This is a genomic window from Streptomyces rectiverticillatus (assembly GCF_013394065.1).
Classification (GTDB): domain Bacteria; phylum Actinomycetota; class Actinomycetes; order Streptomycetales; family Streptomycetaceae; genus Streptomyces; species Streptomyces rectiverticillatus.
In genome coordinates this window covers 5,369,618-5,382,492 of record NZ_CP040752.1, presented here as the reverse complement: position 1 = coordinate 5,382,492, position 12,875 = coordinate 5,369,618, and the positions used below count along the sequence as shown (strand labels likewise).

General features: G+C 73.6%; 8 protein-coding genes. 2 read left to right on the top strand and 6 right to left on the bottom strand.

Annotated features, from left to right (window positions below; all coding sequences use genetic code 11):
- Positions 1-365: 365 nt before the first annotated feature.
- The 5 genes from FGW37_RS23685 to FGW37_RS23665 all read right to left on the bottom strand — a co-directional run bounded on the left by FGW37_RS23685 (position 366) and on the right by FGW37_RS23665 (position 9,514).
- A complete protein-coding gene (locus FGW37_RS23685) occupies positions 366-2,300 on the bottom strand; it encodes an acyl-CoA dehydrogenase family protein (RefSeq protein WP_179082881.1) in 1,935 nt (644 codons plus the stop codon).
- A 223-nt stretch (positions 2,301-2,523) separates the two neighbouring features.
- Positions 2,524-3,483: an NADP-dependent oxidoreductase gene (locus tag FGW37_RS23680; RefSeq protein ID WP_246430521.1), complete on the bottom strand. Its 960-nt coding sequence runs from the start codon at positions 3,481-3,483 to the stop codon at positions 2,524-2,526.
- Positions 3,484-3,826: 343 nt separating this feature from the next.
- Complete coding sequence (locus FGW37_RS23675) at positions 3,827-5,272, bottom strand: aldehyde dehydrogenase family protein (RefSeq protein ID WP_179082880.1); 1,446 nt, start codon at positions 5,270-5,272, stop codon at positions 3,827-3,829.
- A gap of 404 nt (positions 5,273-5,676) precedes the next feature.
- Positions 5,677-7,332 carry a PucR family transcriptional regulator gene (locus tag FGW37_RS23670; RefSeq protein WP_179082879.1) on the bottom strand — a complete coding sequence of 552 codons (1,656 nt, stop codon included), beginning with the start codon at positions 7,330-7,332 and terminating at the stop codon, positions 5,677-5,679.
- A gap of 100 nt (positions 7,333-7,432) precedes the next feature.
- Entirely contained in the window at positions 7,433-9,514 is a 2,082-nt protein-coding gene (locus FGW37_RS23665) for a type IV secretory system conjugative DNA transfer family protein (RefSeq protein ID WP_246430520.1), read from the bottom strand.
- Positions 9,515-9,976: 462 nt separating this feature from the next.
- On the opposite strand from FGW37_RS23665, the gene gabT reads away from it, so the two are divergent.
- Complete coding sequence (gene gabT, locus FGW37_RS23660; protein ID WP_179082877.1) at positions 9,977-11,326, top strand: 4-aminobutyrate--2-oxoglutarate transaminase; 1,350 nt, start codon at positions 9,977-9,979, stop codon at positions 11,324-11,326.
- A gap of 333 nt (positions 11,327-11,659) precedes the next feature.
- The gene (locus tag FGW37_RS23655; protein WP_246430519.1) at positions 11,660-12,469 is read left to right on the top strand and encodes a phosphatase PAP2 family protein; all 810 of its coding nucleotides are present in this window, start codon (positions 11,660-11,662) and stop codon (positions 12,467-12,469) included.
- On the opposite strand, the gene FGW37_RS23650 is transcribed toward FGW37_RS23655, so the two are convergent.
- Entirely contained in the window at positions 12,396-12,857 is a 462-nt protein-coding gene (locus tag FGW37_RS23650) for a bifunctional DNA primase/polymerase (protein ID WP_179082875.1), read from the bottom strand. The genes FGW37_RS23655 and FGW37_RS23650 overlap by 74 nt on opposite strands.
- Positions 12,858-12,875 lie beyond the last annotated feature (18 nt).

Here is a 12,875-nt window from a genome sequence, read left to right as displayed (position 1 = left end):
GTCTTCCGACCGGAGAGCGGACAGGGAGCCCCCGTCCGCCCTCGGTGGGGCGGCATGGGCGGGGGGTGAGGGGCTTGCCCGCATGGGGCGGAGGCGGGGCCCGCATGGGGCGGATGGCGCGCGCTCGCATGGGGCGGGAGCGGGCCCCTGCGTGGGGCAAGGAGCGGCACTGCGTGGGCAGGGAGGTACCCGCACGGGGCGGAAGCCATTCCCTGCATGGGGCGGAAGCGCCTTCTCCGCCGCATGGGGCGGGAAACACGGGGCGGGAAAGCTGCCCGGCACGGGGCGCGGCGCTCCCCCGCACGGGGCGGAGAGCACCCCGCACGGGGCGGACGGCGCCGCGCGCGGGCGGCGGGCGGCGGGGCTCAGCGGATGGGGCGGTGGACGTTGTCCGTCTTCGCCGGGCCGGGGGTGGCGTCCGCGATCCAGGGGCCGTCGCCGCTGGGGTCGAGGATGCCGGCCTCGAGCCACTCGTACGCCCCGGACATCACTCCGGAGACGACCTTGCGGTCGAGGTCGTCGGTATTCGTCCACAGCCGCCCGAAGAGCTCCTCCGTGCGGATCCTGGCCTGCCGGCAGAAGGCATCAGCGAGCTCGTAAGCCTCCGCACCGTGCTCGCCCTCGGCACGCAGCCGCTCCGCACGGACGCACGCCGCGCTCATCGCGAAGAGTTCCGCACCGATGTCGACGATGCGGCCGAGGAAGCCCTGCTTGGTCTCCATGCGGCCTTGCCAGCGGGACATGGCGTAGAAGGTGGAGCGGGCGAGTTTGCGCGAGGAGCGCTCGACGTAGCGCAGGTGGGCGGCGAGGTCACGGTGGCCCGTGGGGTGGAATTCCGCGTAGGTGCGCGGGAGCTGCCCGGGGCCGGTGACCAGCTTGGGCAGCCAGCGGGCGTAGAAGCCCCCTGCGCGGGCCCCTGCGCGGGCTTTGTCGCCCAGGGACTTGTCCGGGTCGATGAGGTCACCCGCGACCGAGAGGTGGGCGTCCACGGCCTCACGGGCGATCAGCAGGTGCATGATCTCCGTGGAGCCCTCGAAGATGCGGTTGATGCGCGCATCGCGCAGCATCTGCTCGGCGGGGACGGCGCGCTCGCCCCGTGCGGCGAGCGAGGCGGCGCTCTCGTAGCCACGTCCGCCGCGGATCTGCACGAGTTCGTCGGTCATCAGCCAGGCCATCTCGCTGGCGTACAGCTTGGCGAGAGCGGCCTCGATGCGGATGTCGTTGCGGTTCTCGTCGGCCATCTGGCCGGAGAGATCGAGGACGGCCTCCAGGGCGAAGGTGGTCGCCGCGATGAAGGCGATCTTCGAACCGACCGCCTCGTGCTTGGCGATGGACTTGCCCCACTGCTCGCGCGCCGTGGACCACTCGCGGGCGATCTTCAGCGCCCACTTGCCGCCGGCGACGCACATGGCGGGGATGGACAGCCGTCCGGTGTTGAGCGTCGTCAGAGCGATCTTGAGCCCTGAGCCCTCCGGGCCGATGCGGTTGGCGGCGGGGACGCGCACCTGGTGGAGGCGGGTCACGCCGTTCTCGATGCCCCGCAGGCCCATGAAGGCGTTACGGCGCTCGACGGTGACGCCCTCCGCCGCGGCCTCGACGACGAAGGCCGTGATGCCGCCCTTGTGGCCCTCGCTCCTGGGGACGCGCGCCATGACGACCAGCAGGTCCGCGACGACGCCGTTGGTCGTCCAGAGCTTGACCCCGTCGAGAATGTAATCGTCCCCGTCGGGGACCGCGGAGGTGGCTAGGCGCGCGGGGTCCGAGCCGACGTCCGGCTCGGTGAGCAGGAACGCCGAAATGTCGGTGCGGGCACACCGCGGCAGGAAGGTCTCCTTCTGCTGCTGAGTGCCGAAGAGCTTGAGCGGCTGGGGCACGCCGATGGACTGGTGCGCGGAGAGCAGCGCGCCGACGGCTGGACTGACGGAGCCCACGACGGCGAGGGCCTTGTTGTAGTAGACCGACGTGAGCCCGAGGCCCCCGTACTTGGTGTCGATCTTCATGCCGAGGGCGCCGAGCTCCTTGAGCCCGTTCACCGTCTCGTCCGGGATCCTCGCCTCGCGCTCGATCCGGGCGGCATCGATGCGCGTCTCGCAGAAGTCACGGAGCTTCGAAAGAAACTCTTCGCCGCGCCGTACGTCCTCCATGGCGGGCGTCGGATGCGGGTGGATCAGATCGAGGCGGAACCGGCCGAGGAAGAGTTCCTTGGCGAAGCTCGGCTTCTTCCAGTCCTGCTCCCGGGCCGCTTCGGCGACCTGGCGTGCTTCGCGCTCGGAGACCTGTCGTACGGATGGTGCGGTCATGAGGCACCTCGCCGCTTCAGTCGGGGCCGTCCCGGTCGGCTACCGACCGGTACTACTGGACCGTATGTACCCGATCCTCCCGGCATCTACCAGACCTCGCGCAACGTTCCGGCCCCGAGGCTCAGCGGGAGCCCCGTGCGAGGCGCGGGGCGGGGCCCCATGCGGAGGGTGGCACGGGGCCCCATGCGGGGTGTGGGGCAGGGCCGCGGGCGGGGCCTGATGGTCAGTCGCCGACGGTGAGCACGATCTTCCCGGAGGTGCGGCCCGTCTCGCCGAGCTCGTGGGCCTTGCCGGCCTCGGCGAGCGGCAGGACCGCCGCGATCTCGGTGCGCAGCCGCCCGGACTCGACGAGCTCGCTGATGCCCCGCAGGCCCGCCAGGTCGGGCTCGACCATCATCCGCACGGCGCGGACGCCGCGCTCGCGCGCCTCGGCGAGGACCGGGTCCGTCAGGGGTAGCAGCGAGACGAGGGTGCCGCCGGGGCGGAGGGTGCGCAGGGAGCGGGAGGGGTAGTCGCCGCTGATGGCCTCCAGGACGGCGTCGAGGTCGCCGAGCTCCTCGGCGAAGTCCTGCTCGCGGTAGTCGATGAGTTCATCGGCTCCCAGGCCCCGCAGGAAGTCGTGCTTGGCGGCGCTGGCCGTGCCGATGACGTACGCACCACGCGCCTTGGCGATCTGGACGGCCAGGTGGCCCACACCGCCCGCCGCCGCGTGGATCAGCACGCGCTGCCCCTCGGTGACGCGGGCGGTGTCCACGACAGCCTGCCACGCGGTGAGCGCGGCGAGGGGCAGACCGGCGGCCTGTACGTGGTCGAGCCCCTGCGGCTTGGGGGCGAAGTGCCGGGCAGGCGCGGCGACGTACTCGGCGTAGGCGCCCGCCGGGTGCGGGAAGCGCGGCATGCCGTACACCTCGTCGCCCGGGGCGTACAGCGTCACGCCGTCCCCGACCGCTTCGACCACGCCCGAGACGTCGAAGCCGAGGCCGAAGGGCGGGGTGTCCCCCGTGTAGTAGTAACCGCGCGTCCGGGTCTTCCAGTCGACCGGGTTGACCCCTGCCGCCCGTACCCGCACCAGGATCTCGGTGGGCCCGGGCACGGGGCGGTCGGTCTCGACCAGGCGCAGCACCTCGGGGCCGCCGGCGGACTCCTGGCGGATGGCGTGCATGAGGGCGGGTGCTGCGGTCATGGCGGTGCGCTCCTTGGGTCGTGCCGTTTCAATGCCCCCAGACTTCCGGAGATCACGAACGGCGACGAGCGGCCTGACTGCCATGGCTCGCAAGGATCCGGCCAGACGGGAGCGCGAGGGGGCCCGGAGAGGGGCGCTGCCGCTCTCCGCGGCCGATCGCATGGGGCGATGGGGCGCCACACGGGGCACCGCGTGGGGCACCGGCCCCGCGCCCCATGCGGTTCAGCACGCAGCCGGGCGGAGCGCAGGGAGAAACGCCGACGGCCGGGGCGCGCATGGAGCGCACCCCGGCCGTCGGACGGGACTTCTCTGCCTACGGGCAGATGGCTGCAGCCAGTTCCTGCTAGAGCGCCAGGCCCGTCAGGACGAGCACTCGCTCGTAGGTGTAGTCGTCCATCGCGTAGCGCACGCCCTCGCGCCCCACGCCGGACTGCTTGGCGCCGCCGTAGGGCATCTGGTCCGCACGGTAGGACGGCACGTCGCCGATGATGACGCCACCGGTCTCCAGCACACGGTGCGCCCGGAACGCCGTCTGCAGGTCGTGCGTGAAGACACCGGCCTGCAGGCCGTACGGCGAGTCGTTGACGGCGGCGAAAGCGGCCTCCTCGCCCTCGGCCTTGGTGATCGTCAGGACGGGGCCGAAGACCTCCTCGCAGGCGATGGTCACGTCGGCCGGCACGTCCGCGAGCACGGTCGGGGCGTAGGTCGCGCCGTCGCGCTTGCCGCCGGTGAGCAGAGAGGCGCCCTTCTCGACGGCCTCGTCCACCCAGGACTCCACGCGCTTGGCGGCGTCCTCGCTGACCAGCGGGCCGACGTCCGTCGCGGCGTCCGACGGGTCACCGGTGACCTGCGCCTCGACGGCGGCCACGACCTTGGGCACGAGGCGCTCGTACAGCGAGGCGTCGGCGATGACGCGCTGCACCGAGATGCAGGACTGGCCGCCCTGGTAGTTCGAGAACGTCGCGATGCGCTGTGCGGCCCAGTCGAGGTCTTCCTCAGAGGACCAGTCGGCCAGGACGACGGCCGCACCGTTGCCGCCGAGCTCGAGGGTGACGTGCTTGCGGGGGGCGGAGTCGAGGATCGACCAGCCGACCGGCCCGGAGCCGGTGAAGGAGATGACCGGCAGGCGCTCGTCCTGGACGAGGGCGGGCATGCGGTCGTTCGGGACCGGCAGCACGCTCCAGGAGCCCGCCGGCAGGTCCGTCTCGGCCAGGATCTCGCCCAGCACGAGGGAGGAGATCGGGGTCGCCGGCGCGGGCTTGAGGATGATCGGCGCACCGACGGCGATCGCGGGGGCGACCTTGTGGGCGCTCAGGTTCAGCGGGAAGTTGAACGGCGCGATGCCCAGCACGGTGCCGCGCGGGAAGCGGCGGGTCAGCGCCAGGCGGCCGGTGCCGCCCGCGTCGGTGTCGAGGCGCTGCGCGTCGCCGGCGTTGAAGCGGCGAGCCTCCTCGGCGGCCCAGCGGAAGACGGAGACGGCGCGGCCGACCTCGCCGCGGGCCCACTTGATGGGCTTGCCGTTCTCGGCGGAGATGAGCTGGGCGATCTCCTCGGTGCGCTCGGTAAGGCGCTTCGCGACGTGGTCGAGGGCGGCGGTCCGCACGTGCGCGGGCGTCGCCGCGAACTCCTCTCGGACGGCGTGCGCGGCGGCCACGGCCTCCTCGACCTGTGCCTCGGTGGGCACGCTCACGGTGCCGACGAGACGGCCGTCCCAGGAGTTCGTGACGTCGAAGGTCTCCTCGCCGGTGGCCTCGCGGCCGGCCAGCCAGAACGCGTGGGGAGCAGTCACAATCCCGGCCCTTCCCAAGTGGTGTGGATATTGCTCCCCCACGGTAGGCGCGGGGCGGCCGGGCGCCGATTGTCCGCGGTGGAGCAGTACCGGCACGGGGGGCACCGCAATGGCGGAGTGGCGGCGCCTCGTGCGCCTGCAGGGCTCAGGGCTTGTGGGCCTTCGCGACAAGCATGAGGCCGGAGGCGGCGCGCCCCATGCGGCGCGCATGGGGCGCCCGGGGGCGCCGCCCGCGGGCCCCATGCCGCCACGCGCTCGCTCCCCGGCGCGGCGCCGTGCCGGGCCGTCCGGACCTGGCCGGCCCATGCGGCGCCCTCCCTCCGCCACCCGGACCACAGGGCGCTGCAGTTCCCCGGACTTACGGGCCCACTGCCCCGTCCTCCGGTATTTCGAGGGCTCCGGCTCTACTCCTGCCCCGAGGCCGCAGTCGCCTTCAAAGCCAGCCACAGCTCCATGCGGACGTCGGGATCGTCGAGGGAGCGGCCCAGGATTTCCTCCACCCGGCGCATGCGGTAGCGCAGCGTGTGGCGGTGGACACCGAGGTCCGCCGCCGCTGCGTCCCACTGACCATGGCGGGAGAGCCAGGCGCGCAGGGAGGCGACGAGGTCGCCGCGGCCGGTGGCGTCGTGCTCCCGGAGGGCCCGCAGCATGCCGTCCGCGAAGGCACGTACCGCGTCGTCCGCAAGGAGCGGCAGTACCGAGCCGGCGGCGACCTCTTCGTGCTCCACGAGGACCCTGCCGCGGCGGCGTGCGACGGACAGGGCCTGCTCCGCCTGGCGGAAGGCCGCCGCGGCGGCGATGGGCCCCGCGGGGGCGGACAGGCCGATGACGAGATCGCAGGAGGGGGCGGCGGCGCTGCGGTCCCGAGGCCGTGCTTTCGTCCCGCGGCGGGCTTCTATGGCACGGGCGTGTTCCCCGCATGCCGCGGCGACCGCCCCGCCGTCGGGCGCGAGGACGACGAGCCGTTCGCCGTCCGGGACGACCAGCAGCGGCTCCGCCACCCGGCCCGCGGCGGTCTCCAGGGTGTCCGCGAGTACGGCCAGCGGTTCCACGGGGGGCTCGAACTCCCCCTCCGGGCCGACGCTGTCGGCGTCGGCGGGCACTTCCACCGCCTCCGCGACGATCACCCGGAACGGAGCGTCCAGCAGGCCTCCGTAGAGGTCCCCGGCCACGGCCCGTGCATGGTCGGGTTCGCCGGCGAGGAGCATGCGCAGCAGCGCCGCACCCAGCCGCTGCTCCGCCTCCTGCAGGGCCCGGGAGCGCTCGGTGGTGAGGGTGAGCAGCGCGATGGCGGAGTGCACGGCGTAGCGCTCGGCGGTTCCCAGGGGCGCGCCCGTACCGACGGCGAGGACCCCTCGTGCGCGCCGCCCGGAGCCGAGGGACTGCAGCTCGACGCGGTCGGCTCCCTCCTCGGCGGGATCCGTGCCCACGACGGCGGTGGCAGGCGCGGGGCGCTCCCGCAGCCGCTCGACGTCCGCTCCGAGGCGCGCGGCCCGGCGCGCAGCCCATTCGGGCGCCGCCGCGACGACGGAGCCCGAGGCGTCGTACAGCGCCGCCCAGCCGTCGAGGTGCGCGGCGAGCCGCGCGACGAGGGCCGCCGGCCCGTCGGGGCCCAGGGCGGCGCGGGTCAGTTCGCGCTGGGCCTCGAATCCGGCCGTCACCGCCCGGTACTGGTCGGCTGCGATGGCTGCGGACACCGCCTTGGTGATGGCGATGAAGGGCGTACGGCGGGGCACCTCAAGCAGCGGCAGGCCCTCGTCCCCCGCGGCGTCGACCAGAGCCTCCGGCACCCGCTCGTAGTTGACGCCGACCGCGAAGCCGAGGCCGACGACTCCTGCGCGCACGAGGCGGCGGACGTACTGCCGCATGGCCTCGGGATCCTCCGCGTCGATCTTCAGAGCGGTGATCAGCAGCAGCTCGCCGCCGTCCATCCACGGCACGGGGTCGGCCAGCTCGCTGACGTGCGCCCAGCGGACGGGCCTGTCCAGCCGGCCCTCCCCCGCGAGCACGGTGAGTTTCAGCGCGGAGTGGTGGACGAGTGAGGCGAGCGTGAGGGGCATGGCACCTTCGGGAGGGGCGTCGTGGCAAAAGTGCCGTCGCGTATGAACATCTGCCACCGATTCTGCCTCAGTGGAGCAATCACCGGTAACGCGAACCGGTTCACCGCTGCAGATCGACGAGCACCGGCGGCGCGCTGTTCCCCCGCACGGAGGTCACCGACAGCACCGCGTGCCCCGCCGGCACTGCGTGCGCCAGCTCGGAGGCGGACCAGCGCTCCCGCTCCACCTTGCGCACCGTCACCGACTGCGCGGTCACCGCCCGCCCCGTGACCAGCCTGCGCACCACGTGCGTGACGCGGGTCAGCGGCTCGTGGGCGATGACCTGACGGTCGGTGACGTCGCGGGTCTCCACCCACTCCTTGCCCCACACCTCCGCGAAGCGCGCCCCGTCCCAGGTGGTGACGCCGGAGAACGCCATGCGGCAGCCGACGGAGCCCAGCAGCGCGCTGCGCAGGGAGTCGGGTACGTCGTCGAGCGTACGGAGGGTGAGCAGCGCTCCCGCATGCGCCGAGCGGAGCCGCGCCAGGCCCCGTACGGCCTCGGGCGTGACGGTGTGGGTGGCGTCGTCGAGGACGAGGCACGCGAAGAGGGAGCGGTCGCCCCGCGCGACTGCGCACTCCGTGAACTGGGCGAGGACGAGCCGGGCCAGCATCCGTGACGCCTCGGCGTGCCCGCGTTCGGGCAGGTCGATCCGGACGCGCAGGGGGTGCTCCAGTGCGCGCAGGGAGAAGGTGCGCGAAGGGTCGGTGGTGTCGAAGAAGCGGGCGAAGGCCGGGCGGTCGAGCAGCGCGAGGCGGTCGGCGAGCACGGGGCCGGCGTCGCCGGGGCGATGCGCCTGCCGCTCCCGTGCGTCGAGCTCGCGGATGAGGGCCTCCTGCCCGGCGTCCGTGAGGGCGGCGCGCAGGGAGGCCACGGCGGCGGGCGAGCCGTCCAGGAGCTCGCGCAGTTCGGGGACGGACGGGAAGCGGCCGTGAGCGGCCCGGTAAGGGCCGAGGATCTGGGCCAGCACGGTTGCGGCCCGGCGGCCCCCCTCGCCCGGCAGCGTGGTCGTGAGGTCGCCCACGAGGCCCTCGGCGAGGACGGCGGCGGCCTCGTCGGGGTCGTCGGTGCCGCCGTAGAGGTCGAGGTCGTACGCGGAGTCCGGCCGGCCGATGCGCACCACGACGTCGAACGCCTCGTCGGGCGCCAGGCCCGCCCCTGCCGCGCAGACCGCGACGACGGCCGCCCGGCCGGCGAGCGCCTGCAGGCACAGCGACTCCAGCACGGGGCGGATCAGCCGGTCGGTCTTGCCGCTGCCGGGCGGGCCGACGGCGAGCAGGGACGTACCGATCAGGCGGGGGTCCAGGGCGAATCCGGCGCCCCGGTGCACGTACGGGTTGCGCTCGTCGTCCACGGCGGTGCCGATGCGCACCTGCCGGGTGACGAGGTCGTGGCGCGCGGCGCGTACGGGCAGATCGCGCGCACCGGACGGGTGCGCGCAGGCGGCCGCCCCGTGCCGCAGAACGGTTTCGGTGAACGCGGCGAGCCGCCCCGGCTGCACGCGTACGGTCTGCCAGGCCCGCTCGATGCGGGCGTGGTCGACGTCGTTCATCAGCCCGGCGCGTGCTTCCGCGGCGAGCCGTTCCGCCGCCTCGTGCGCGCCCGCGGCGCGCAGCTGGGGCCAGTCGGCCGGGTCCTGGCGGGGGCCGCCTCCCACGGCGGCCGGAAGGGCTCCGCCGTCGTCCCACAGCCGCGCCAGCAGCGGCGCGAAGTACCGCCGCCAGACCTGGGGCCAGCGCCCCAGGCGGCCGAAGACGTAGATGAGCACGCCCAGACAGACGGCGTAATAGGTGTAGATGGTCCACACCGCAGCCATGCCCCTGTGCCACGAGTCGGGGGTCAGGACGGTCAGCGGCCACAGCCAGTAGGAGCCGAGGTAGCCGTTCCACAGCAGGGATCCCAGCAGCCAGCCGCACAGGAGGGCGATGACCGCCCCGCTGAGGAGCTGCCGGCCCGGGATGCGGTCCGGCTCCTCCGGGGGCTTGGGGCGGTAGCCGTAGGCCCAGATGCCGGGGCCCGCGGCGACACGGGGCGTGCGGAGCCAGGTGAGGAACGGGGACCGGCCTTGCGGAGCCGCCCCGGGCGCCGTGCCGGGCTGCTGCGGCACCGCATGGGGCGGCCGGGGCGGCGCCTCCGCAGGCATGACGGGAGGCGCGGCATGGGGCGCCATGGGGGCCGCATGGGGCATGGGCGGAGGTGCGGGCGGGCCTGCCGGCCGCCGGGGCCAGGGCTCGGCGTCGGCTGCCCGGGCTTGCGGTGCGCCGGCCGCCCCGGGCAGCCGGCCCCGTGCGCCCGGTGCGTCGTACGTGCCCTCGTGCTCCATCGCTGCCCCTCGCCCCCCGCCGGCCGGCTTCTGGTTTCTCGTCTGAGTGCGCGCCGCCGCTCAATCTAGTGGTCGGCCGTGGCGAGTTCAGCGTCCCCGGCCATGCCGAGTGCATGATCACCCGGGGAACGTGCTGACGGACCTGTCACGCTCCGCCATGTCCGGTACGGACAACGCGACGCGCCCACTGCTCCCGAACGGAACATGCCCGACCCCCCTTCCCGCACCTAGCCTGCGACTAAAAGTCCGATCGAAGCCCGTTCTCTCCCCCTGGAGCACCTCATGACCGAACTGACCGGAGGCCCGGCCCTCCCCCAGGAGCGCCGCATCGTCACCGCGATCCCCGGCCCGAAGTCGCAGGAGCTGCTGGCCCGGAAGAACGCCGCGGTCGCGGGTGGCGTAGGCCTGACGCTGCCGGTGTTCACCAAGCGCGCCGGAGGTGGCGTGATCGAGGACGTGGACGGCAACTCGCTGATCGACTTCGGCTCCGGCATCGCCGTGACCTCGGTCGGCAACTCCGCCGAGGCCGTCGTGCGCCGCGCCGCCGCACAGCTCGCCGACTTCACCCACACCTGTTTCATGGTGACGCCCTACGAGGGCTACGTGGAGGTCTGCGAGAAGCTCGCCGAGCTGACGCCGGGTGACCACGCCAAGAAGTCCGCGCTGTTCAACTCGGGCGCCGAGGCCGTGGAGAACGCGGTGAAGATCGCCCGCGCGCACACCAAGCGCCAGGCCGTCGTCGTCTTCGACCACGGCTACCACGGCCGTACGAACCTGACGATGGCGCTCACCGCCAAGAACATGCCGTACAAGCACGGCTTCGGCCCGTTCGCCCCCGAGGTCTACCGCGTGCCGGTGGCCTACGGCTACCGCTGGCCCACCGGCCCGGAGAACTGCGCCGAGGAGGCCGCGGCCCAGGCCATCGACGCCATGACCAAGCAGGTCGGCGCCGACAACATCGCCGCGATCATCATCGAGCCGGTGCTGGGCGAGGGCGGCTTCATCGAGCCGGCCAAGGGCTTCCTGCCGCGCATCGCGCAGTTCGCGAAGGACAACGGCATCGTCTTCGTCGCGGACGAGATCCAGTCCGGCTTCTGCCGCACGGGCCAGTGGTTCGCGTGCGAGGACGAGGGCGTCGTCCCCGACCTGATCACCACGGCCAAGGGCATCGCGGGCGGCCTGCCGCTCGCCGCCGTCACCGGCCGCGCCGAGATCATGGACGCGGCACACGCGGGCGGCCTCGGCGGCACCTACGGCGGCAACCCGGTGGCCTGCGCGGCGGCGCTCGGCGCGATCGAGACCATGCGCGAGCTGGACCTCAACGCGAAGGCCAAGCGCATCGAGGAGGTCATGAAGGGCCGCCTCTCCGCCATGCAGGAGAAGTTCGACATCATCGGCGACATCCGCGGCCGCGGCGCCATGATCGCGATCGAGCTGGTGAAGTCCGGCACCAAGGACCCCAACCCGGAGGCCGCCGGCGCGCTCGCCAAGGCCTGCCACGCGGAGGGCCTGCTCGTGCTCACCTGTGGCACGTACGGCAACGTGCTGCGCTTCCTGCCGCCGCTGGTGATCGGCGAGGACCTGCTCAACGAGGGCCTGGACATCATCGAGGCCGCTTTCGCCCGCCTGTAGCCGCCGGTGAGGGGGGATACGGGTGAAGAACCTGTGCGGAGCGGGTGGTGGACGGGTGATCCGGCTGTCCGGACCGCCCGCCCTGCCGTACGGTTTCTGCAGATGAGAGAAACACCTCGTCCGCAGGGGACTGCGGACGGAGCCGAGCCGGTACTTCCCCAGTGCCGACCCGGCCGTGCCTTCGCGCACACCACTGGAGCCTTGCGCTCCGGACATCCTCACCGATCGGATGGCCGCCCGCCCCATACCCCCCGGGGCGCGCGGCACCCCGGTCCTCACGGCGGCCTCGGAACCTCCCCCCCTGTTCCGGGGCCGCCGGCACGGTCCCGCCTCGTGCGCGGGCTCTTCCCGGCGTTCTGTGCGCTGTTCTTCGCTCTGGTCACCTGGCAGGTCGCAGCGCACGGCCCCGTGCGGACGCTCGACGAGGACCTCGGCCGTACGGTGGCGGACTCCTCATTCCCCGGCGCAGTCGCACAATTCCTCGCCGACCTCGGCAACGCGTCGGTCGCGGTGCCCGTTCTGGTCGTGGCCATGGCCGTGTCCGAGCTGCTGCGCCGCGGCGGCCCCAGGCCGTGGCTGCCGCCGCTGTGGGCGGCTCTCGCCCTGGCGGCCGTGCCGGCCGTCGTCGTACCGGTGAAGTCCTGGATCGGCCGCACGGGGCCCCCGGCCATGGCTGCGACCGGAGCGCACGACGGCTTCTTTCCTTCAGGGCATACGGCCACCGCCGCCGTCGCATACGGGGCGGCTGTGCTGCTGCTTCTGGCGCCCCGTGCCGGCTCGTTCCGCACGCCGCCCCATGCCGGTGCCTCCGTGATGCCGCCCCATGCGGAACATGACCGTGCGCTGCCCCGTGCCGCCGCCCACCCCGGCGCGCCGCCCCATGCGGAACGCGCCGGCATGAGGCCCCCCGACCGGCACGCGCGCGCACGCGCGTGGGCAGCGGTGGCGTACGTCCTCCTAAACGCCGGTGTCGCTGTCGGCCTGGTGCGGTGCGGCTATCACTGGCCGCTGGACGTGGTGGGCGCGTGGTGCCTGTCCGGCGTGCTGTTGTGGGGGCTGGCACAGGCCCTCACCCGTCCCGTTCGCCGGCCAGGTCCGCGGCGGCCTCGTGCATCGACAGTTCCAGCAGCGCCGGGTCGGTGAGCGTGCCCTTGCCGTCGGGCGGTACCACCCAGCGCACGCCCGAAGCCGCCCGCCCCGGGTGAGGGACGACGACCCAACTGCCGGCCCCGGCGGCCCGTACACCCGTGGCGAACCACCTCGCGGCAGTGCCCGGGGGGACGAAGAAGCCCATGCGGCAGTCACCGAAGTCGGCCAGCACGGGCCCGACCTGTGCAGTGCAGCGGGTGAGGATCTCCAGCGTGGGGCGGCCCAGCTCGCTGGGGAGGATGAGAACGTCCCAGAGCCTGCCGGCGGGCAGCAGCGCCACCCCGAGGGGGTTGCGCTCCCACTCCCACCGGCAGGTCCCGGGGTCGGGTGCGGCCGTCGCCAGCCACTCCACCGCGCTCCGCTTCCCCGCGTCGTCACTCATGGCGGTGCCTCCGTTCCG

Excerpts from the sequence above, each read along its gene's own strand:
- FGW37_RS23685 (WP_179082881.1), bottom strand. The coding sequence starts at position 2,300 with ATGACCGCACCATCCGTACGACAGGTCTCCGAGCGCGAAGCACGCCAG.
- FGW37_RS23680 (WP_246430521.1), bottom strand. The coding sequence starts at position 3,483 with ATGACCGCAGCACCCGCCCTCATGCACGCCATCCGCCAGGAGTCCGCC.
- FGW37_RS23670 (WP_179082879.1), bottom strand. The coding sequence starts at position 7,332 with ATGCCCCTCACGCTCGCCTCACTCGTCCACCACTCCGCGCTGAAACTC.
- FGW37_RS23665 (WP_246430520.1), bottom strand. The coding sequence starts at position 9,514 with ATGCCTGCGGAGGCGCCGCCCCGGCCGCCCCATGCGGTGCCGCAGCAG.
- gabT (WP_179082877.1), top strand. The coding sequence starts at position 9,977 with ATGACCGAACTGACCGGAGGCCCGGCCCTCCCCCAGGAGCGCCGCATC.
- FGW37_RS23650 (WP_179082875.1), bottom strand. The coding sequence starts at position 12,857 with ATGAGTGACGACGCGGGGAAGCGGAGCGCGGTGGAGTGGCTGGCGACG.